13 protein-coding genes and 3 pseudogenes are annotated in these 21,427 nt (G+C 68.8%); 10 read left to right on the forward strand and 6 right to left on the reverse strand.

Going from position 1 to position 21,427, the window contains the following annotated elements:
* Both VF697_RS07310 and VF697_RS07315 read right to left on the reverse strand, forming a co-directional pair.
* Positions 1 to 213: pseudogene (locus VF697_RS07310) on the reverse strand (aspartate aminotransferase family protein); the annotation flags it as partial.
* A 14-nt stretch (positions 214 to 227) separates the two neighbouring features.
* A complete protein-coding gene (locus VF697_RS07315) occupies positions 228 to 1,838 on the reverse strand; it encodes an FGGY-family carbohydrate kinase (RefSeq protein WP_331092777.1) in 1,611 nt (536 codons plus the stop codon).
* 99 nt (positions 1,839 to 1,937) lie between these two features.
* On the opposite strand from VF697_RS07315, the gene VF697_RS07320 reads away from it, so the two are divergent.
* The 4 genes and pseudogenes from VF697_RS07320 to VF697_RS07335 all read left to right on the forward strand — a co-directional run.
* Complete coding sequence (locus tag VF697_RS07320) at positions 1,938 to 3,551, forward strand: HAMP domain-containing sensor histidine kinase (RefSeq protein ID WP_331092778.1); 1,614 nt, start codon at positions 1,938 to 1,940, stop codon at positions 3,549 to 3,551.
* Positions 3,548 to 4,480: a response regulator gene (locus tag VF697_RS07325; RefSeq protein WP_331092779.1), complete on the forward strand. Its 933-nt coding sequence runs from the start codon at positions 3,548 to 3,550 to the stop codon at positions 4,478 to 4,480. The genes VF697_RS07320 and VF697_RS07325 overlap by 4 nt, the downstream gene beginning before the upstream one ends.
* Before the next feature lie 251 nt (positions 4,481 to 4,731).
* Positions 4,732 to 5,034: pseudogene (locus VF697_RS07330) on the forward strand (urease accessory protein UreD); the annotation flags it as partial.
* A gap of 22 nt (positions 5,035 to 5,056) precedes the next feature.
* Positions 5,057 to 5,287: pseudogene (locus tag VF697_RS07335) on the forward strand (GTP-binding protein); the annotation flags it as partial.
* 3 nt (positions 5,288 to 5,290) lie between these two features.
* Here the strand turns inward: VF697_RS07335 and VF697_RS07340 are convergent.
* From VF697_RS07340 to VF697_RS07350, 3 genes are all read right to left on the reverse strand, one after another.
* A complete protein-coding gene (locus VF697_RS07340; RefSeq protein WP_331092780.1) occupies positions 5,291 to 6,325 on the reverse strand; it encodes a catalase in 1,035 nt (344 codons plus the stop codon).
* A 35-nt stretch (positions 6,326 to 6,360) separates the two neighbouring features.
* The gene (locus tag VF697_RS07345) at positions 6,361 to 9,000 is read right to left on the reverse strand and encodes an efflux RND transporter permease subunit (RefSeq protein WP_331092781.1); all 2,640 of its coding nucleotides are present in this window, start codon (positions 8,998 to 9,000) and stop codon (positions 6,361 to 6,363) included.
* 305 nt (positions 9,001 to 9,305) lie between these two features.
* Positions 9,306 to 9,899 (reverse strand): ABC transporter substrate-binding protein, encoded by a 594-nt coding sequence (locus VF697_RS07350; RefSeq protein ID WP_331092782.1) that lies wholly within the window; start codon positions 9,897 to 9,899, stop codon positions 9,306 to 9,308.
* 263 nt (positions 9,900 to 10,162) lie between these two features.
* Between VF697_RS07350 and metK the strand changes: the two genes are divergently transcribed.
* The 5 genes from metK to VF697_RS07375 all read left to right on the forward strand — a co-directional run bounded on the left by metK (position 10,163) and on the right by VF697_RS07375 (position 17,965).
* On the forward strand, positions 10,163 to 11,332 hold the full coding sequence (gene metK, locus VF697_RS07355; RefSeq protein WP_331092783.1) for a methionine adenosyltransferase: 1,170 nt from the start codon (positions 10,163 to 10,165) through the stop codon (positions 11,330 to 11,332).
* Positions 11,333 to 11,425: 93 nt separating this feature from the next.
* Positions 11,426 to 12,733 carry an adenosylhomocysteinase gene (gene ahcY / locus VF697_RS07360; RefSeq protein WP_331092784.1) on the forward strand — a complete coding sequence of 436 codons (1,308 nt, stop codon included), beginning with the start codon at positions 11,426 to 11,428 and terminating at the stop codon, positions 12,731 to 12,733.
* Between the two features lie 70 nt (positions 12,734 to 12,803).
* Positions 12,804 to 13,769, forward strand: coding sequence for a hypothetical protein (locus VF697_RS07365; protein ID WP_331092785.1), 966 nt, complete (start codon positions 12,804 to 12,806; stop codon positions 13,767 to 13,769).
* A complete protein-coding gene (locus VF697_RS07370) occupies positions 13,766 to 14,515 on the forward strand; it encodes a hypothetical protein (protein ID WP_331092786.1) in 750 nt (249 codons plus the stop codon). Before VF697_RS07365 ends, VF697_RS07370 begins: the two co-directional genes overlap by 4 nt.
* A 27-nt stretch (positions 14,516 to 14,542) precedes the next feature.
* On the forward strand, positions 14,543 to 17,965 hold the full coding sequence (locus VF697_RS07375) for a CHAT domain-containing protein (RefSeq protein WP_331092787.1): 3,423 nt from the start codon (positions 14,543 to 14,545) through the stop codon (positions 17,963 to 17,965).
* A gap of 10 nt (positions 17,966 to 17,975) precedes the next feature.
* Here VF697_RS07375 and sthA read toward each other — a convergent pair whose 3' ends face one another.
* Entirely contained in the window at positions 17,976 to 19,385 is a 1,410-nt protein-coding gene (gene sthA / locus VF697_RS07380) for a Si-specific NAD(P)(+) transhydrogenase (RefSeq protein ID WP_331092788.1), read from the reverse strand.
* Positions 19,386 to 19,528: 143 nt separating this feature from the next.
* Between sthA and VF697_RS07385 the strand changes: the two genes are divergently transcribed.
* Positions 19,529 to 21,421, forward strand: a complete 1,893-nt coding sequence (locus VF697_RS07385) for a mucoidy inhibitor MuiA family protein (RefSeq protein WP_331092789.1) — start codon at positions 19,529 to 19,531, stop codon at positions 21,419 to 21,421.
* Positions 21,422 to 21,427: the final 6 nt, after the last annotated feature.

A 21,427-nucleotide genomic window follows, 5' to 3' on the forward strand; every position in this document is an offset into this window, starting at 1 on the left:
GTGCGAGAGGCCCTGGGGGGGGAGCGTGTCGAAGGTGGGGTGCTGGCCGCGGTAGGGCTTCAGGTCGCCCTCCAGCTCGGCCAGCATCGCGTCCGTCTCCTTCGCCAGCCGCTCGCGCAGCATCGGGACGTTCTTGAGGTAGCGCTCGGCCACCGACAGCAGCCGGGATGGGACGCGGTTGAGGAGGCTCGTTCCGAGCTCGGGCAGATCCATGGTGTCGCTCCGCTTCAGGCGCTCCGGGCCCGGTTGAGCCGCGCGAAGATGGCCTTGTTGGACTTGTAGAGGTTCAAGAACTCGCCGAAGAGCTCGTCATAGAGCCCGCGGTTCTGGGGGTTGGGCTCGAAGGTGTTCGCGATGGGGACGAGCGAGGGAATCTCGTCCACCGTGAGGTGCCCGAGCGCCACCGCCGCCTGGAACGCGGCGCCGCGCGCGTTGGCGAGCACGGGCTCGTCCACCTGGTGAATCCGCCGGTCCAGGATGTCCGCTGTAATCTGGCACCACAGCTTCGAGCGGGCACCGCCGCCGATGATGCGGATGGAGTCCAGCCTGCGGCCGACGAATTTCTCCACGTAGGTGAAGAGCCAGCGCGAGTTGTAGATGACGCCCTCGAGCACGGCGCGCACCATGTGCCCGCGGGTCGTCTTGAGCGACTGGTTGAAGAAGCCGCCACGCAGCCGCTGGTCATCCACCGGGCTGCGCTCGCCGTTGAGCCAGGGCATGAAGATGAGCCGGTCGCTGCCCGCGGGGATGCGCTCGGCCTCCCTCTCGAGGACCTTGTAGAGGTCCACCGATTCCTGGCTCTCGGGCCCGGTGCCGCTGGGGGCGAGCCCCTCGTGGCCGAAGAGGATGTTGTCCTTGAGGAAGGACAGGCAGATGCCGGCGGACTCCTGCTCGTTGGTGAGGAGGTAGCGGCCCGGCAGCGCGGAGGGCAGGGTGCCCATCTGGTGGAAGATGTCCGTCTTCTTGTAGGGCAGGTGGCAGCTCATCCACGAGGACGTGCCGATGCAGAGGTGGGTCTCATGGTCGCGCACGGCGCCCGAGCCCACGGCGGCCGCGAGGATGTCCGGGGCGCCACTGACGACCTGGACCTTGTCGCTCAGGCCCAGCGAGCGGGCGGCCTCGGGCTGGAGCGGGCCGAGCACGCTGGCGGCGGGCACCAGGTCGGGGAGCTTCTCGCGCGGCAGGCCCGTCATCTTGAGCAACCCCGCGTCGTAGGTGATGCGAGAGAGGTCCCGGTTGTCCGTCACCCAGTGCAGGGTGATGGTGTCGTAGGAGGACGCGAGCCGGCCGCTGAGCCGCAGGTTGAGCCAGTCCTTGGGCTCCAGGAACTTGTAGGTGCGGCGGTAGAGCTCGGGGTGCTCGCTCTGGAGGTAGAGGATGTGGCCGAGCGGGTCCTTCCCCGAGAGGGTGGGCGCGCCACCGGTCAGCCGCACCCAGGCCCTCAGCCGAGCGAGCCCGTAGCCCTCGACGGGCATGAACCCATGGGCGACGCGCCGCACATGGGGCTCCCCGCGCGAGTCCATCCAGGTCATGGCGGGCCGCAGGGGCTTGCCCGTCTCATCGACGGCGATGGTGCCGGACCACTGGGAGCTGACGTTGATGCCGATGATGTCGCTGGCGGAGACGACGCCCTTGTCCAGCATGCGTCGGGTGCCACGGACGATGGCACTCCACCAGGACTCAGGGTCCTGCTCGGCGCCGCCGTCGGGGAGCAGGTGGAGCTCCAGGGGCTCGACCTCACCGCCCAGGATCTTCCCCCGGGTGGTGACGGCCGCCAGCTTCACGGCCGAGGTCCCGAGGTCGATGGCCAGGATGGATGCGTTACCGGAAGTGGGCACCCAGGTAATGTAACGAGCCAGAGTTGGAAGTGGGCCAGAGTTGTAGGTCTGTGAACGTTTCTTAGCGGAAAGCAGCGCAGTTCCAGGAGGGGTGTGCCGGTGTCCTTTCTCGACAACTTGGGCGAGTACCTCAAGATGGTGGTTCACTCCCCTGGTCGCTTGATGGCTCCTGAGCCCCTGAGTGGTGGCATCGACCCGGCCTGGGCGCGCGACGTGTTCATCCGCGCGTTGGAGCGGTTGGAACAGTCGATCCAGGATGTCAGGGTTGCCCCTACCGGACGTCCCATCCTGGAGGAGCTTTTCGAAGTCTGGCAGCGAAACGATGCGGTCGTCCTTTTCGCGGAACGCATGGATCGTCTTCTCCGCGAGAGCATCGGCAGGGACGCTTCGGACGAGGACATCAAGGCATGGATCGCGCTGTCCATTGCCAGGCGGGTGGGGCTGGACGATGCTCTCCCCAGCAAGGTCCGCACGCTTGAGATCGACCGGCTTGCGAGAATCGCACGCGGCGAGGCGATGGACACGCGTGCGCGTATTGATGTCGCCGCCTACGCTGCTTCCATTCGGGCGACAAGAGGCGTTGAGGCGGCACTCTCCGTGACTCCTATCGGCCGCGTTTTTCTAGAGCTTACGGGCCGGGACGCCATTCGCTGGCTTCTCCATGTCGAGGCAGCCCAGTCCTTTGGTCCTTCGGATCCATGGCGCGTGAGTCGAGAAGCCGCACAAGTGTTGACGAGTCAGTCAAACTGGTCATTCGATTGGGGAAAGGAGAAGTCGTTCCGTCTCGTGTGGCAGTCGCTCAAGCGACTGGAGGCATTGGGGCTTGTCCTCATCGAGGAGGATGCCCAGCACAAACGGACCCACCTCACGACGCTTCCATTGGGCGAGGAGTTGCTCACGGAAATCGCGGAGCAGCAGGAGTCTCCCATGTCGGTGCTCGCTGGTTCCCTGCTGGCCGACTTGACACTGTCCGCAGCGGATGTAGCCACCCACTGGGGGACTGGGACCACGGTCGAAGTCCAAGCCAGCGCCGTTGCGGAAGCCACGGCTCGGCATTCTCGGATGGTGGCTCATGAAATCCGCAACATGCTCGTTCCCGTCAAGACGGCGTTGGGTGCGCTCTACCGGGAGGTCTTGCTGGTGGAGCAGCCCGGCGAGGTGATTGCTCGCAGACGCGAGGGGATTGACCGGGGGATCGATGCCGTATTCCGCTTTGTCGGCGAACTCGTCGAACTCGCGAAGGTTTCGGCACTACCCTTCGAGTCTTTCGATCTGGTGCCGGCGATTCGCGATGCGGTTTCCGCTGTCGAGTCCGAGGCGGGGCGACGCATCGAGCAGATGCTGCCAGCCTCGTTGCCGCCCGTCTCTGGCCACCGGGCGCGCGTGGTCATGGCACTTACCAACGTCCTGCGCAACGCGGCCCAGGCGGTTCCACCCGAATCCCCGGTCATCCGCATCCAGGCCGAAGCGCTCGAGGGGGCGAGCGCGGTACGGATTTTCGTCGAGGACAACGGCCCGGGGGTGCCCGAGCCGTTGCGGCGGGCCATCTTCGATGAGGGCATTTCCCTCCGGGGTGGAAGTGGGCTCGGGCTTGCGCTCGTCCGGGAGGTGTTCGAGAAGGAGATGAGGGGCTTGGTTGCCTGCGATGCCTCACCCCTGGGTGGTGCGCGCTTCGTGATGCGGATACCCACTACTGGTATGGAGCGGCCATGAACCCGACCGGAAGGATCCTCCTCGTCGATGACGAGCCGACGTTCCTCGAGACCTACCGCACCATCCTCGCTACCGAGGGCTACTCCGTGGACGCGGTCACGGACGGTCCCTCGGTGCTTTCGAAGTTGGAACAGCCGGGATGGGATTTGGTTTTGCTCGACCGCAAGCTCCAGGGTCGCTTTGGTCCGGATACGGGGCTGGATCTCATCCAGGGCATTCGGCAGCGGGCGCCCGAAGTGAAGGTCATCCTGGTAACGGGCGTGGCTGATTCGGATTCGGTGAACCGTGCTTTCGCGGCGGGCGCCTACGACTACCTTGAGAAGAATGCTTACTTCGAGGCCATCCTCAAGGTAAAGGTTCGTCACGCGCTGGAAGCGGCACGCGAGCGGCGGATGGCGGCGCTCGCCAACGGCAAGCGGGATGAGACCATCCGTGAGCTGTGGCACGCGGTTCGTACCGAGCGCGATCCCTCCATCAAGGGGGCGTTGCTCGAAGATCTGGTCGCGCTCCTCTTCAAGTCGATCCCAGGCTTCGAGCGCACCCAGACGAACCGCAAGAGCCTGGACGAGGAGATCGACATCGTCATTCCCAACGAGTCGACCGATCCGTTCTGGCTCCAGGCGCACTCGCAGTACATCCTGGGCGAGTGCAAGAACTGGTCGAAGCCAGTCGAGCGCAAGGAACTCGACGTCTTCCTCAAGAAGATCGAACGGCGTTTTGGTCGTTGCCAGCTCGGTTTCTTCATCTCGATTGGTGGGTTCGCCAAGGGATTCGAGAGTGGCTTGGCGGCGGAACGTTCGGGTGATCTGCTCGTCGTCACGCTCGATGCCGCGCGCGTGGATGACCTGGTCCAAGCCCGTGACCGCAACGCGAAGCTGAAGGAACTCCATGCCCGCGCGCTCATGGCCAGCGCCAAGGATGCTGAGTAGGTCTCGGACTTGAGCACCCCCAGGCGGCCAATCGAGCACTTTCAACCATCCATAGTGCCCCGGGCCGGGCGCGCGGGAGATGCGCGGCTCGCCTTCGCGCGGGTGGGGAACCGGACCGTGGTGCGCACCGCGCTCGCGCACAGTCCGATGCGGTTGCTGACACCTCGCAACCACGGGCACGCCGCCTGGGTCTAACCAGCTCGCTCGGTGGGGGACTGGTGGATGGCGACCACCTCTCCGTGGAGCTGGACGTGGCCGAGGGCGCCTTCGCGCTCCTGTCGAGCCAGGGCGCCAATCGCGTCTATCGCTCGCCGCGGGGCTGTCGGAGCGAGCTGTCGGCCCGGGTGGGCGAGGGCGCGCTGCTCGCGCTGGTGCCGGACCCCACCATGTGCTTCGCCGGGGCCCGGTACGCGCAGCGTCAGGACGTTCAGCTCGACCCAGGGGCCTCGCTCGTCCTGCTGGATGTCGTCACCGCGGGCCGCAGCGCCAATGGCGAGCACTGGGCCTTCACCCACTACGTCTCCGCGCTTCGCGTCCACCGCGAGGGGCGGGCGCTGCTCGACGAGCGCTGGCTGCTCGACCCCGCGCAAGGGCGGGCCGGGCATCACCCAGTCCGACCTGCTGGTCATCAACAAGACGGACCTGGCGCCGCACGTGGGCGCGGACCTGTCGGTGATGGAGCGCGACGCGCGCAAGATGCGCGGCGAGGGGCCCTTCGTCTTCACCCAGGTGACGAAGGGCGTGGGCCTGCGGGAGGTCGTCGACAACCTCCTGGGCGCATGGCGCAAGGCCACGGGCTCGGCCTGACGGCTACCCGGCGGCGAGCTTCACCATGTCCTCGGGCTCGGGCGCGGCCTGCCGCTCGAGGACGCTCTCACGGTAGGCAATGGCCCGCGCCCGCATCATCGCGCCGAGCGGACGCAGCTCCTCCACGGCGTGCCACGGGTCGAACGACATCCGCTCGATCTGCTCCTCCAGCTTCGCACCGCTCGCCGACGTGAGGTCCTGCTGGGGCAGCACGAGCCGCGCGAGCTCGTGGAAGGGCGCCCGGTCCTCGGGCCAGGGCGCCGAGGCGTCCTCGATGGGCGTGGTGCGCTCGTCCACGAAGAGCTGGGCGCGGAAGCTCCAGGTGAGCGGGCCGGTGCGCAGGCGCGAGACGAGCTCCTCGCGCAGCGCCCCAGGAGCGCCCGAGGCCACGCCCGCGGGCGTGGCATCCACGGGGAAGAGGGCGAGCTTGGCCGCGGTGGCACCGAAGCGCAGCGGCAGCGCCGTGTAGAAGGGGGTGGTGGCCAGCGACGTCACCTTGGGCATCGAGGCGAGCTTCTTGAGCAGGCCGAGCGTCCGGCCGAAGCCCAGCGAGCCGAAGAGACGCGGCACCAGCAGGCCCGGGCCCTTGGCGGCGGCGCGCACGAAGGCGACGAACTCGTCCGGGGTGCGGAAGGGCGTGGTGGGCTCCTGGATGAGGAGGAAGTCCTGGGTGCGCTTGTCCTCGAGGCCGGGGATGAGCTTGCGGCCCGGGACACCCACGAGCTTCAGCGCCACGCCCCGGACGTCCGCTGTCCGGTCGTGCTGGTGCCGGCCCGAGCCGTTGGAGAAGCGCACGAAGACGGGCCAGGAGCGCGGCTCGGCGAAGACGGCGACGCGCAGGGCCTCGGGCAGGTCCTTGGAGACGATGAGCTCGCCCGTGGCCCCCACGTGCCCCTTGGCGTGCAGGGCGCGCGAGGGAGGACCGCCACGGGCGTTCCTCCTCTGCAGCTCACGCAGCTCGGAGGCATAGCGCTCGAAGCGCTCGACCTCGTCGGGGGCGAGGGTTTCCTTCCAATCGGTTGCGCCGGAGATGTTCATCCGGCGCAGCCTACCCCCGATTCACCCCGAGTGCTTCAGGCCGCCTCGGACTTGTCCGAGGGCTTGTGGGCGGGCGTCGGCGCCTGCACGCCGTCCTGCAGCTTGCGCGGCAGCTTGTCCCACATCACCTGCATCACCGCGGCGAGCACCGTGAAGGACACGATGAGCGTGGTGATGAGGCCGATGCACGCCACGAGGCCCATGGACTTGAGGCCGTTGTGGCTGGCGGCCAGGAGGGCGGCGAAGCCCGCGGCCGTGGTCAGCGTGGACGAGGCCACCGCCGCGCCCACGCTGCGCAGCGCCACCACCGGCGAGGTGCCCTCCAGGTAGCGGTGCAGCAGGTACAGCCCGTGGCTCACCCCGAAGCCCAGGAGGATGGGCAGGATGATGATGTTCATGAAGTTCAGGTGCAGGTCCGCCAGCGTCATGATGCCGAGCATCATGGCGAGGCCCACCGTGAGGGGGATGACGGACGCCAGCGCCAGCTTCACGTTGCGGAAGTCCAGGAAGTGCATCACCAAAATCCACAGCGTGACGAGCAGCACCGCCCACTGACCATCGGAGAGCACGATGCGCGCCAGCCGCGCGAACAGCGGCGCGGAGCCCGCGGCCCGACGCTCCTGGGCCTCGGCGATGACCTTGCCCGAGGCGTCCTTGAGCTGCGGCGTGGGAATCTTGCTCGTCTGGTCCACGAAGGTGAGCATCTTCTTGCCGTCCCACAGGTCCACGTTCGGGTAGATGAACGTCAGGTAGCCGTGGTTCTCCGGCTTCGTCTCCGGCAGGTGGCGGAACTGCGAGGCATAGATGTCCGGCACCCCGTTCACGTCGAAGGGCCTGGCCTCCAGCATCTTCATGAAGAGGGCCGCCTTGTCCTGCGCCTCCGGGGGCAGCGCCGCCACGTCGATGTCCTTCAGCTCTTCCTTCCACTCCCCGAGGATCTTCGCGTTGGCCTCGGCCGTGCCCGGCGGCGGGACGAAGGTGTAGATGCTCACCACCTGGTCGATGGCGGAGTACTTCTCCTTGTTCTTCGGGTCCGTCAGCTCGTCGTAGACGGCCTTCGTCTCCTCGATCGTCTTCGTGTAGACGGCGATGGGATCGCTGGAGATGTTGAAGCGCTGGCTGATCTCATCCTGCAGCTTCACCGACGGCTGACCCTCGGGGATGAGGGCGCGGCTGTTGTAGTTGAAGCGCACGCCGGCCTTGATGCGCTCGGCCAGGGAGGCGGGGCGGTCCGTGGGCACGTCCACGTCGCTCCACGGGATGGCGAAGGCGCACATGAAGCCCACGATGACGGTGCTCACCAGGAGCATCAGGCCGGGGCGGGGGATGCGCAGCTCCTTGCCCGTGGCGGCGCTCTGGGTGGCCGGCGGCTTCATCTCGCCGATGAGCTTCTTGGGCAGCTCGGGGTTGAGGCGGCCCAGCAGCGCGAGCAGCGCCGGGCTCCAGGCGAAGAGCAGCACGCCGATGAGGAAGGTGCCGCACCCGGCCAGGAAGCCGAACTGGCTGAAGCCGCGGAACTCGCTGCGCATGAGCACGAAGAACGAGCCCGACGTCACCACCGCGGACACCAGCGCCGGCCGGCCGGCGTTGATGACCGCGTCGCGGATGGCCTCTTCGTAGGGCTTGCCCTGGCCCAGCTCCAGCCGCGTGCGGAAGATGAAGTGGATGCCGTAGTCGATGCCGAACCCCAGCAGCAGGCCGCCCAGGATGCTGGTGATCATGTTGAGCTCGCCCACGGTGACGTAGGTGAAGCCCATGGTCATGACGGTGCCGATGAGCGTGCCGCTGGCCACGATGATGGTGGGCACCCACTTGCGGAAGGCCAGGATGGTGATGAGGAAGATGGCCGCGAAGGCGATGAGCGTCACCGGCTGCAGCGACTCCTCGATGGCGTACGAGTCGTCCACCGCCGTCTTGTAGGAGCCGGTGAAGCCGTAGGCGACGAGCTTGTCGTCACCCATCTTGTCGTAGTCCTCCACCAGCTTCACGCCGCCGGCCGAGTAGGCGTCGAGGTCCTTGCGCAGCTGCTCGACGAACTGCTTGGTCTGGCCGAGCTGGTTGGAGTCCCACATCGGCTTGATGAGCAGGAGCACCATCTTGCGATCCTGGGAGATGTAGTAGTCGTCCCGGATGCTCTTCTTGCCGACGCTGCTGTACTTGTTGATGAGGTCCGTCAGGTCGAGCTTCACCGGCTCGGTCTTCTGGATCTCGATGAAGAAGGGGTTGTTGCGGCGCAGCTGGTCCTTCAGGTAGGCCATGACGCGGGCCTTGCCCTCGGCCAGGTCCTCCGTCTTGATGAAGAGGCCCATGTTCTGCTGCACGAACTCGACGGGCACCTTGTAGGTGATGAAGCGGACGTTCTCCTTGTCCGCCAGCAGCTTCGTGGCGACGTCGTCGGCCACCTTCTTGAGGGTGGGCTCGCTCTCGCCGCGCAGCGCCAGCATGAGGTAGCCGCTGCCACCGACCATGTCGATGACGCGCTTGACCTCGACGACCTCGGGCAGATCCTGCGCGATGAGGTCGAGCTGGTTGGAGTTGATGGTCAGCTTCGTGGTCGCCCACCCCGACACGGCGAACAGCACGAGGATCGCGAGGAGGACCATTCCAGGCCTGCGGACCAACAGGCTGGCATAGGCGAGAGCAAGGCGCGGCGGCTTGTGGGTCGAGTCACTCATGCGGTGCGGACCCTACAGGAGAACCGCGCGTGTCTGAAGCGCGGTTCAGACCCCCGGCTGCTCGGCTGCCCGTGTTCACTCCGAGAGGGAGTCAAGAGGGGGGCGTTCACCCCTTCTCACCGGTTTATTCCCAGGGAAGGAGGAGGAAAGCGCGCTGCTCCCTCGGGAAGCGGACTCCTACCCTGCGTACCAGTCGTGGGCGGAGACGGGGGCACGGACATGGGCCAGGAGCTGGGCCGGTATCCGCGCCTCTCAACGTCTTCGCCTCCGGGGGCCCGGCTGCTCGGCCCCGGAGCGCGGCGGGACTACTTCTTGTCCTTCTTCTCCGCGGCGGTCAGCTCGGCGTTCTTCTTGCGCATCAGGTCCAGCAGGTGGGCCCAGCCGCCCTGCGCCATGATGGGCCGCACCTGGTCATCGCGGATGCCGGTGAGCATCGAGTCGCCGAGCACCGTCACGTCCACGACCTTCCACTCGCTCTTGTCCTTGGCCAGCGAGTACTGGAGCTTGAGCTCCTGCTTCTTCAGCGGGTGCTCGATGACGATGGTGGACTTCATCTTCGCCGTGTTGCCCTCCACCATGGGGTCCTCGTAGGTGATGGAGGCGAGGTTCTTGAAGTTCTCGCGCACCTTGGGGAAGGCGATCTTGGAGAAGAGGCTGTTGAAGAGCTCGGTGAACTCCTTGCGCTGGGCGTCCGTCCCCTTGGCCCAGTCGTCGCCGAGCAGGAAGCGCCCCTGCTCCTCGTTGTTGAGGTGCTTGAGGGCCAGGGCGTCCTTGCTGTAGCGCACGGACTGCACGAGGGTCTTCACGGGCTTGGCCACCGACTCGTTGGGCGCGGCGAGCGCCGGCAGGGCGAGGGTCAGGGTAGCCAGCAGGGCAAGGGAGCGGAGGCGAGCGTTCATTCGAGTCCTTCCAGGAAGAGGGCTGTCTCTGTAGCCCAGAGGAACGGCCCGGGGCGCGCGAAATTCACGCGGCATCCGAAGGGGAGCCCGGGGGCCGGGTCGCCTGCCTGTAGGGAAAAGCATGCGAGAGCATCCCAGCGCATGCGATGAAGCGAATTCTCTTGTGGGTTTACGGGTTTGACTCCCCCAGAGCCCAACGTCTAGTGTGCCCGCGCTTCACGCCGCCGAGGCGCGCGTTACCCCTCACGATCGCTGAAGAAGACATGCCGACCGACTACCTGTTCACCTCTGAATCCGTCACTGAAGGGCACCCGGACAAGATCGCCGATCAGATCTCCGACGGCGTGCTGGACGCCATCCTCGCCAAGGATCCCCAGGGCCGCGTGGCCGTGGAGACGCTGGTGAAGACCGGCCTGGCCATCGTCGCTGGCGAGGTGACCACCAACTGTTACGTCGACATCCCGAAGATCGTCCGCAGCACGATCTGCCGCATCGGCTACACCGACAGCTCCATGGGCTATGACGGCCACACCTGCGGCGTCATGGTGGCCATCGAGGGCCAGAGCCAGGACATCGCTCGCGGCGTGGACAACAAGAAGGAGCAGGGCGCCGGCGACCAGGGCATGATGTTCGGCTTCGCCTGCGACGAGACGCCGGAGCTCATGCCGGCGCCCATCCACTACGCGCACGCGCTCACCCGGCGCCTGTCCGACGTGCGCCGCAAGACGCACGACTGGCTGCGCCCGGACGGCAAGAGCCAGGTCACCGTCGAGTACCGCAACGGCCGCCCGGCCCGCATCGACGCGGTGGTGGTGTCCACGCAGCACTCGGATGAAGTCTCGAACAAGAAGATCCACGAGGCCATCCGCGAGGACGTCATCGCCAAGGCGCTGCCCAAGAAGCTCATCGACGCCAAGACGAAGATCTACATCAACCCCACCGGGCGCTTCGTCATCGGTGGCCCCATGGGCGACTCGGGCGTGACGGGCCGGAAGATCATCGTGGACACCTACGGCGGCATGGGCCGTCACGGTGGCGGTGCCTTCTCGGGCAAGGATCCGTCCAAGGTGGACCGCTCGGCCGCGTACATGGGCCGGCACATCGCCAAGAACGTGGTGGCCGCGGGCCTCGCGCGCCGCTGCGAGGTGCAGGTCTCCTACGCCATCGGCGTGGCCGAGCCCGTGAGCGTGCTGGTGGAGACCTTCGGCACGGCCACCGTGCCCGAGGAGAAGATCCAGGCCGCCATCAAGCACACGTTCGGCCTCAAGCCGCGCGAGATCACCGAGTACCTGGACCTGCTGCGGCCCATCTACCAGAAGACCGCCGCGTACGGTCACTTCGGCCGCTCCGAGAAGGAGTTCACCTGGGAGCGCACCGACAAGAAGGACCTGCTGCGCGAGGCCGTGGGCGGCTCCCGCCTCAAGGCGGTGTAGTTCGCCGTCAACGCCTCACGCTTCGCTGACTTGAAGACGCGCGCGGGCCTCTGATTGGCTCGCGCGCGTTTCCTTTTTCAGCGAGAGTGGTCCATGGCCAAGATCGTGAGTCTGAAGAAGCCGACGAGGCGCGGCAGCGCGCCGGTGCATGCCGACATCAAGGATCCCCTGCTGGCGGAGAAGGGCCGCGGGCGCATCGACTGGGCGGGCCGCACCATGCCGGTGCTCAACCAGATCCGGGAGCGCTTCGAGAAGCAGAAGCCGCTCAAGGGCGTACGCATGGCGGCGTGCCTCCACGTGACGGCCGAGACGGCCAACCTCGTGCTCGCCCTCAAGGCGGGTGGCGCGGACGTGTCCCTGTGCGCCTCCAACCCGCTGTCCACCCAGGACGACGTGGCGGCCGCGCTGGTGGTGGACCACGGCATCTCCGTCTTCGCCATCAAGGGCGAGGACAACGACACCTACTACCGCCACATCCACGAAGCGCTGAACGCCCAGCCCCAGTTCACCATGGATGACGGGGCGGACGTGGTGGGCGTGCTGCACAGCGATCGGCAGGAGCTGCTGGAGCACGTCATCGGCGGCACCGAGGAGACGACCACGGGCGTGGTCCGCCTGCGCGCGATGGCGAAGGACGGCGTGCTCAAGTACCCCATCATCGCGGTCAACGACGCGAAGACGAAGCACCTCTTCGACAACCGCTACGGCACGGGCCAGTCCACCATCGACGGCATCATCCGCGCCACCAACCGCCTGCTGGCGGGCAGCGTGTTCGTGGTGGCCGGCTACGGCTGGTGCGGCCGCGGTCTGGCCATGCGCGCCCGGGGCATGGGCGCCGACGTGGTCGTCACCGAGGTCAACCCCACCGTCGCCCTCGAGGCGGTGATGGACGGCTACCGCGTCATGCCCATGAGCGACGCCGCGCGCATTGGCGACTTCTTCTGCACGGTGACGGGCAACCTCAACGTCATCCGCCAGGAGCACTTCGAGCGGATGAAGGACGGCGCCATCGTCTCCAACTCGGGCCACTTCAACGTGGAGATCGACCTGGCGACGCTGGAGAAGATGGCCCGGACGCGCTCGGTGATTCGGGAGTACGTGGAGGAGTACACCCTGCGCAACGGCAAGAAGATCGTCGTCCTGGGCGAGGGCCGCCTCATCAACCTCGCCTCCGCCGAGGGGCACCCCTCGAGCGTGATGGACATGTCCTTCGCCAACCAGGCACTCTCCAGCGAGTACATGCTGAAGAACCACGGCAAGCTGCAGAAGACCGTCTACGCCGTGCCCGAGCCGTTGGACCAGGAGATCGCCCGGCTCAAGCTCAAGGCCATGGGGGTGAAGGTCGACAAGCTCACCCCCGAGCAGGTGAAGTACCTGGGCTCCTGGCAGGAAGGCACCTGAGCCGGCCGCTGCTTCAGAGCGCACCTTCGCGCACCTTCGATCCCGGCTGGCGTTCTGCGACACTGTCAGTGTGGCGTCGGAACCTTCGGAAACGAGCTGGCAGGACCGGTTGGAGATCGCGGCCCAGGTGACCGCGGTGATCGCGGTGGGGGGCTACATCTCCCACCGCGCGCACCTCAACAGGCTGGGCGTTCCCTCCAGCACGCCCCTGCGAATCGAGCGCTACCTGGCCGAAGCCTGGTACGTGGTGAGCGAGAGCCTGGAGGTGCTGCTGCGCCTCGCGCTGTGGCCCCTCGTCCTGCTCCTGCTGGGCTCGGTCGCCTTCACGCTCCTCTCGCGCCGCAATCGGCTGCCTCGCGTGCCCGCGTGGTTCAGCCGCCTGAAGCCGGACGGCCAGAGTCTCCCGGTGGCGCTGGGCCTGCTGATGGGGTTGCTGCTCCTGCTGGGCGTGCTCTGCATGCCCCCGGACCTTCCCGCCTCCGTCGCGCTCGGTCCGTTGAACGCCGAGCAGCTCGAGGCCGCGGGCCCGGCGGAAGCCAGGCTCCTCTACGGCGTGGCGATGCTGGTGTGGCTGCTCTGCATGGGCGTCATCGCCCTCCTGGCCCCGGAGTTGAAGCGGCGAGATCTGCTCTGGCTGACCTGGCTCGGGTGCCGCGGGACGCTGCTGCTCGGCGCGGTCGCGCTCTTCATCCATTTTGGCGTGACGGTCCATGAGAGCACCTATCCCTCCGTCGAGGTGCGCCATGGAAAGGACTCGAGGAGCGAGACCGTCTCGGGAGCGCTCGTCCTGGAGTCCTCGGAGATGTTGGTGCTCTGGAGCGTGGACCAGGGCGTGGGTGTCCTCACGTCCATCCCGTTCGAGGCGGTGCAGTCCCTCCGCTTCGGTCCCGACATCGACATCCTGGTCGAGGCGCGCAAGGCGGCGATGGGTGGCCCCGTGGTCCCCGCTCCACCGGCTGCCCCGAGCGCCCAGCCCCCGCCTCAGACCGGGCAGCAGCCCTCCGCCCCCGTGTCTTCTCCCCGTGGTGGCATATGAATCGAAAGGTGCTCCGGCTCGGCGTCTGCGTGGGCGTCGTCCTGTTCGCCGTTGAGGGACTGGCGGCGAGTGGTCCAAGCATCCTGGAGCGGCTCGGCAAGCTGCTCGGGTTGGACAAGGGCTCGATGGCCCGGGTGACCCGGCCGCGCTCCGCCGCCGACTGTGGTTGGCCCGTGAAGGGGACGTCCCTGCTGAAGCTGGACTGCGACGCCAAGACCGAGTCCCTGCTCTGGCGCTGTGAGGAGTGCTGGTCCCCCGTCTCCGTTGGGGACGCGGGCATCGCCGTCATCCGAAAGGATGGGCTCTGGTTGGTGGAGGCCCCCGAGAAGGCGCGCAAGCTCGTGGACGGCCCGGGCTTCGTGTCCCTGCTCGGGCTCACGGTGGACGGTGGGAAGTCCCTGGTCGTCGTGCGCGAGCGCCCGGAGGGAGGACGCCCGGTTCTCGGGCTCGTCGACCTGAGCACGGGTGCTTTCGCCGCGGCCCCCACGCAGCCCGCCACCAACGAGGAGGCGAAGAAGCTCGGCCATGTGCGGCCCGCCTCCCTCCAGGGGACCCGATTGCTGAGTCCGGTCGAGCGCGGCGGCAAGCAGTGTGGCGCGCGTGAGGTGCGGGTGGAGCCGGAACGGGGCAAGGCGAAGGAGCGGCTCTGTGAGTTCCAGCCCGTGCCCGATGCTGGCTCCTGGGATCGCTTCGATCCCGCCTGGTCCGGCGACGACGTCGTCTACGTGGCGAAGCCGCTCGACTGAGACGGGCTCGGCACAGGGGGGAAAGACATGCGTTTGGGTCTCGTGGTCGCCGCGTGCGTGGCGCTGCTCTCATGGGAGGGACGGGCCGAGCAGGGCGCTCCTCCCTCCTGGGCTTCCCTCTGGCTGCCCCAGACGGCGTGGCGCCCGACGGGAGACGACGGTGGGCCCGATGCCGTCGCGGAGCTGATCCGGCGGGGCCGGTTCGCCGAGGCCAGACAGCGATTCTCCGCCTCCACGCCTCCCGAGGGCTCTCCGGAGCAACTCCAGCACCTCCTCTCCTTGCGGCACCTGGTGCTCCAACAGGTCGCCTTTCCCGGTGCTGGCCTCTGGCTCGCCGGAGACGTGGTGGCGCTGCCGGAGGTCTACCTCCTGCTGGAGTCCTTCGACGGGCGCCTCTCCCAGGTGCTCGCCCAGCTCCCCGAGCCAGCGCGTGGGCGCCTCTCCGCGGACCTCCAGTTCGAGCGCGCCTTCTCCGCGCTCCTCAGCTTCCGCTCGGTGATGCGTGCCGAGCGGATCATGTCGGACGCCCAGCAGCCTCGCGCGAGCCGTGTTCAGGTGGAGATCCTGGGAAGGGCGCCAACGGGGCCGGGCCGGGATGAGTGGGATGCCCTGCTCCGGGCGCGCCTCGAAGGGGAGGTGCTCTGGGCGCGGGGAAAGACCCAGGAGGCCCTGCGGGCCCTCTCCGAGGGCGAGCAGCTCGCGCGCTCCTCCGGTGCGCTCTGCGCGGCGGGGGAGCTGGCCATGCTCCAGGGAGATGTGCGGGCGGCCCCCTTCGGGCCGGTGCAGACGCAGGGCCTGGATCCGAACACCAGCGGTTTCGTGACCGGCCTCGTGCGGATGCAGTTCCTCCCGCCGCAGTCCCAGGGGCTCTCGGCGGAGATCCTCGATCCGGCGCGAGCGGACTACGGCCGGGCTCGCGGACACTTCCGCCAGGGCCGGTGTCCCCGCACGCAGGGGATGCTCGCGCTCCGGGAGGCCTACGTGGCATGGCATGGCCAGGAGCGCACCACCTCGCGGAAGTACCTGAAGGCCGCCGAGCTCGCTGAACAGGAGGGCCTGGAGCGGGAGGCCGCGCTGGCCCGGCTCGCCGCGGCGGTGGTCGACGGTGATGGGGTGCGTCTCGCGGAGACCATCGACCGCGCCGCCCGGAATGAGGATGTCGGACTCGTCCTCGCGGCAACCCACCTGGTGCGTGTCCGCGCGGCGGAGCGCTGGTTTCTTCGTCAGGATTCACAAGGTGCCCTCGAGCTGCTGGGGGCCATGGCCAAGGCCGCGGAGAAGAGCGAGCTGAGGCAGGCCGCCGCCGACATGTTCCAGTTCCAGAGTGAGATCCTCCTGCTGCTCGGGCGCTCGGAGGTGGCCATCCCCCTACAGCAGAAGGTGGTGGCGCTGCGCTCGGAGCACTTCCAGCGCGTTCAGGAGGCGGCCTCGCGTGTCTTCGGAGCCGATGGGATTCCCCGGGGATTCCAGACGGTGCTGGCCTCCGAGAGGTTCTCCGAGTTCGATGCCCGGACGCTGCTCATGCAGACGTACGGGAACCTCGCGCTCAACGAGGGGAACCCCCGGTGGATTCGGCTCTACAAGGAGGCGAGGCGGGAGCTGGAGCCCCTGTTGAAGCTCGCGGAGGCGCAGGGCTTCACGTCGAGGCAGGACTTCACCACCACGGAGGTGGCCCTGGCCATCCGTGAGGCCATGGATGCGCGCCAGGGCTCTCCCGAGCGGGCCGCGAGCTTCGAGGCCGCGCGGAGGATCGCCCGCGACGGTGGCAGCGCCATCTCCGTCATCATGGTGGATGCCATCGAAGGGGATGATGTGCCCGAGGCGCTGGCCCGTGCCCAGGCGGCTCTGGCGGCGCTCGAGCCCGTGGCGCTCGTGGCGAAGACGCTGCGGGACAGACACCAGCCGCCCACCGTCCACGAGGCGATGGCCACCGCGCGAGCCCTGAGTCATTGCGAGCGGCTGGTGGGCCTCGCGGAACGGGCCGACGCGGAGGCCGTGCTCGTCACCTGGGCGAAGGAGCTGCGCGCCCTGGTCCACGAGCCCGGGGGCGTGCCCGCACTGGAGTTGGTGACCACCTACCTCGAGGCGCTCGTGGCCCAGCGCCAGCAGCGGCTCCCCGAGGCCCGAGCGCTCCTGGAGCGCCTGCTGGCGTCCGCGGTGGGGCTCGACCCCGCCCTGAGACTCAAGGCCACCGAGCTGCTCATCGAGGTCCTCGCGGCGCAGGGCGAGGCCGAGCGGAGCCTCCTGCTCAACGAGGCGCTCCTGGTGGAGCAGTCCGGCTTCCAGGCGTTGCGGAACGGGAGCGGCAACTCCGCGGCGCTCGTCTTCGCGGAGCGGCTCGCCCTGGAGCGGATGGTGGCCCTGGGCGGCAGCCTGTCTCCGACGGAGCTCCAACGGCTGGAGCAGCTCCGCGCCCGCACGGGGCCGGTCCTCCCCGGCTTTCCGCCTCCCACCCTCGCCGCCCTGAGGCGCGGACTCCAGGCGCTCGGGAAGACGCACGTCTTCCTCGGGCTGCGTCCCCTGCGGCGCGCCATCGTCCTGTGGACTTCCTCGGAGCGTGACGGGTTGAAGGTCCAGCTCCTCGAGGCCCCCATGCGCCAGACGGTGCGGAGGGCCTACGAGCTGCTCGCGCTCCTCGGCCACCAACTTCCCGAGTGGGAGCCCGTCGCGGCGGAGCTGCACGCGCGGCTGTTGGCTCCCGTGGGAGCCCTGCCCGAGGGCTCCACGGTGGTGGTGATGGCGGCCGGTATCCTGGGACGCATTCCCTTCGAGGCGCTCGGCCGCGCGGACGGTCCCCTCATGGGGGAGTCCCACCCCATCATCTATACCGACCGCATCACGGAGCTTCCCGGGCGCAAGCCGGCGAAGGCACGGGGGGGCTCCGCGCTGGTGGTGGGGGTGAATGGCGAGCAGCTCCACTTCGCCGAGGATGAGGCCGAGGCCGTTGCCTCCACGCTCCAGACGCAAGCCCTCCTGGGTGACGCGGCGACGCTGGAGTCGCTCACCCCCGCCCTGGCCTCGGCCCGCTACATCCATATCGCCACGCATGGCGCGCTCGATGCGGACAACCCGTTCCGCTCCTTCGTGGAGCTGGGGCAGCAGCGCCGGCTGGAGGCCTGGAAGCTGCTCCAGCAGGCCACCCGTGCCGAGCTGGTGGTGTTGAGCGCCTGTGAGACGGGGCGGGGCATCGAGGCCCAGCGCCAGAACGAGTCCGCGAGCCTGGGGGCCACGGTCCACAGCGCCGGGGCCCGGTGGGTCATCTCCAGCCGGTGGCGGGTGGATGACCAGGCCACGGCGGACGTGTTCACGAAGTTCTACGAGGAGCTTCCTCGTCACGGGATCGCCAGGTCCCTCTGGCGGGCCCGGCAGCTCCAGGCCGGCTGGCACCCGTACTACCGGGAGGCCTTCGCCCTCTCCGTGCGCTCCGTGACGGCGCTGGAGGCGCCTTGAGCCCGCCGTCTCACGGCCCCTTCGGCGCGCGCACCTTGTCGAGCGCGTCGTAGGTGGCCGTCTTGTAGGCCTCGGAGAGCGTGGGGTAGTTGAAGCACGTCTCCACGAAGAGGCGCGCGGAGGCGCCCGTCATCAGCCCCACCAGCCCCACGTGCACCAGCTCCGAGGCCTGCTCGCCCAGCACGTGCACGCCCAGCAGCCGCAGGTCCTCGCGGCGGAAGAGCAGCTTCAGCAGCCCGTGGCACTCACCGATGATCTGCCCGCGGGGGTTGGTGGAGAACGCGGCGCGGCCCACCACGTAGGGGATGTCCTTGGCCCGGAGCGACTCCTCCGTCTCGCCCGCCATGGACACCTCGGGGATGGTGTAGATGCCGTAGGGCAGCACCGGCGCCATCTTGTTGGGGTCCTCCAGCCCGAAGGCGTGCATCACCGCGATGCGTGCCTGCTCCATGGACGTGGAGGCCAGCGCGGGAAAGCCGATGACGTCTCCCACCGCGTAGATGCCGGGAACCGCCGTCTGGTACTCGGGCCCCACCACCACCTGTCCGCGCGCGCCCAGCTTCACGCCCACCGCCTCCAGGCCCAGCCCCGCCGTGTTCGCCGAGCGCCCCGAGGCCACCAGCACCTGGTCCACTTCCAGCTTCTCGCCGTCCGACAGCGTCAGCCGGATGGGCTCCTTCGCGGCCGGAGGCACGTCCACCGTCTCCACCGTCCGCCCCAGTCGCATCCGCACCCCGAGCGCCTCCATGCGCTCCTGGAGCAGCGCGGAGAACTCGTCGTCCAGGAAGGGCAGCAGCTCCGGCTTGGGGTCCACCAGCGTCACCGGGATGCCCAGCGCGGCGAACATGCACGCGTACTCGCAGCCGATGACGCCGGCGCCCACCACCAGCAGCGCGCGCGGCAGCTCGGACAGGTCGAGCAGCTCGTCCGAGTCGTGCACCCGCGGGTCCCCGAAGGGGTAGAGCGGCGGGCGGTACGGCGAGGAGCCGGTGGCCACCAGGATGACGTTCGACGTCAACCTGCGCTCCGGCTCGCCCTCACGGCGCACCACCACCGTGTGCGCGTCCACCAGCTCGCCCCGGCCGTACACCAGTTGCACGCCGTGGCGCTCGAGGTCCTTCAGGATGCGCTCGCGCTCGATGCCCTTCACCCGGCGCTCGCGGTAGAGGAAGTCCGAGACCGTCGTCTCCTGGCGCACGTGCGTGTCCACCCCGTACAGGCCCCGCTGGCGGAAGCCCGAGAGGTACAGCGACGTCTCGCGCAGCGTCTTGGAGGGCAGGGTGCCCGTATTGGCCGCCGTGCCACCGAGCACCGGCTCGCGCTCGACCACCGCCACCCGCTTGCCGTGAAGCGCCGCGTGTACCGCGCCCTTCTCGCCCGCGGGGCCCGAGCCAATCACCACCAGGTCGAAATCCGCCATGCCCCGGACGCTATGCGAGCCGTCCGGTGCATTGAAAGGGACTCCTCGGAGCATGCCGTGCGCGGCGCCTCCACTCCCCGCACTCTGGGTGCGCTCGGAAGTGGGCGGGTGACGGCACCGAGGTGGGGACGATACAAGGAGGCATGCCCGTCTTCGGACTTTCAGCCCTGGGCGCCTTCTGGCTCGCCGCGGTGGATGCTCCCGTCACCTCGGTCACCGTCTACAGCGACCGGGCCCGTGTGGTGCGCACCGCCCGGGTGAGCCTCTCCGGCACCCAGCGCGTGGAGCTGCCCTTCCTGCTGGGCTCGGTGGACCCCTCCAGCATCCGCGTGGAGGCCCAGGGCGCCGAGGTGGCGCGGGTGGACATCCGCCCCGTGGACGCCAGGTCCCTGCCCGCCACCGAGGCCCGCCGGCTCGTCACCGAGCTGGAGCGGCTCGATGATCAGATCGCCCAGGCCCGCGCCGAGCGCGAGGTCTACTCCGGACAGCTCGAGGTGCTCGGCAAGGTCCAGCCCGTTGTCCCTCCAGAGGGCACCCCAGCCACCACCCCTCCGGCCGCCCCGCGCCCCTCCCGGCTGGATGCCTCCGGCTGGCGTGCCGCCACCGACTTCCTGGTGGAAGCCACCTCCCGCCTCCAGGCGAAGCTGCGGGAGGTGAGCCAGCGCGAGGAGGCGCTCGATCGCGAGCTCTCGCGGCGCGTGCAGCAGGCGCGGCAGCTCGGCGGCACGCCGCAGCGCCCGGGCCTGGAGGTCATCCCCACCCTCTCGGGCCAGGGCTCCGCGACGCTCACGCTCACCTACGTCACCACGGGCGCGCGCTGGTATCCCTCCTATGAGCTGCGGCTCGAGCCCGAGTCCAACCGCGTCCAGGTGGCCTTCGCCGGCCGCGTCAGCCAGGAGAGCGGCGAGGACTGGGAGGACGCGGCGCTCACGCTCAGCACGGCGCTCCCCGCCACCGCCGCCACCGCGCCGAGAATCGCCACCTGGAAGATTGGCCAGCGCGAGCGCTTCATTCCCACCCCAGCCCCGGTCGCCGATTCCTGGCGCTCCCCGCCGTCCGCTCCACCGCCTCCGCCCGAGGCACCGCGGGAGGACGAGCAGCTCCGCTCCCGCCTCCTCTCGCTCATCAACCCCGACGTGCAGGGCATGGAGGAGGGAGCGGCCTCGCCTCCGCTTCCTCCTCCGCCCCCGCCCTCGGCCCCGCCCCCCATCGACGTGGGTTCCTCGAGCAGGAGCTTCGAATCCGCCCAGGACTTCGCCGAAGGCGCTCCCAGCGGAGCCACCTCTCCCGAGAATGGCTATGTCCTCGAGGAGCTCCCCGCGGCGCAGCGCCCGAGCGTGGCCGTGCCCGTGGGCCTCGCGCCTCCTCAGAGCTGGCGGCGGCCCGCGATGGACCCGAACCTGCCCGCCTCGCTCGCCGGCGGCTACGCCCTGGCCTTCCCCGCGCAGCGCCGCGAGACGGTGCGCAGCGGCGGGGGGGAGCGGCGCGTGCCCCTCTTCACCGAGACGTGGCCCGTGCAGGTGGAGCGCAAGCTGTACCCGGCCCTCACCCCGAATGCCTTCCTCGTGGCGGAGCTGCGCAGCCCCTCCAAGCAGGTGCTGCCCGGTGGCGAGGCGCAGCTCTTCGTCGGCGCCGACCCGGCGGGCCAGGCCCGGCTCGCGGTGGTGTCTCCGGGCGAGGCCTTCACCCTGCCGCTCGGCATCGACTCGGCGGTGCGGCCGGTGCGCAACGTGAAGCTCATGACGGCGGAGAAGGGGCTCATCGGCAAGAACGACCTCTCCGAGTACCTCGTCACCATCGAGGTGGCCAACCCGTACCCCTTCGCCCTCCCGGTGCGCCTCCACGACCAGTGGCCGCTGTCGCGCCACGAGGACGTGGAGGTGCAGCTCGCGCGCACCGAGCCCTACGCCGAGCAGGACAAGGACAAGGGCACACTGGAGTGGCGCCTGGTGGTGCCGCCCTCGGAGAAGAAGTCGGTGTCCTTCGTGTACACGGTCCGCCACCCCAAGGGCTGGCGCCTGCAGCAGAGCCAGTGAGGAGCC

The organism is Archangium sp., from assembly GCF_036388035.1.
Classification (GTDB): Bacteria; Myxococcota; Myxococcia; order Myxococcales; family Myxococcaceae; genus Archangium.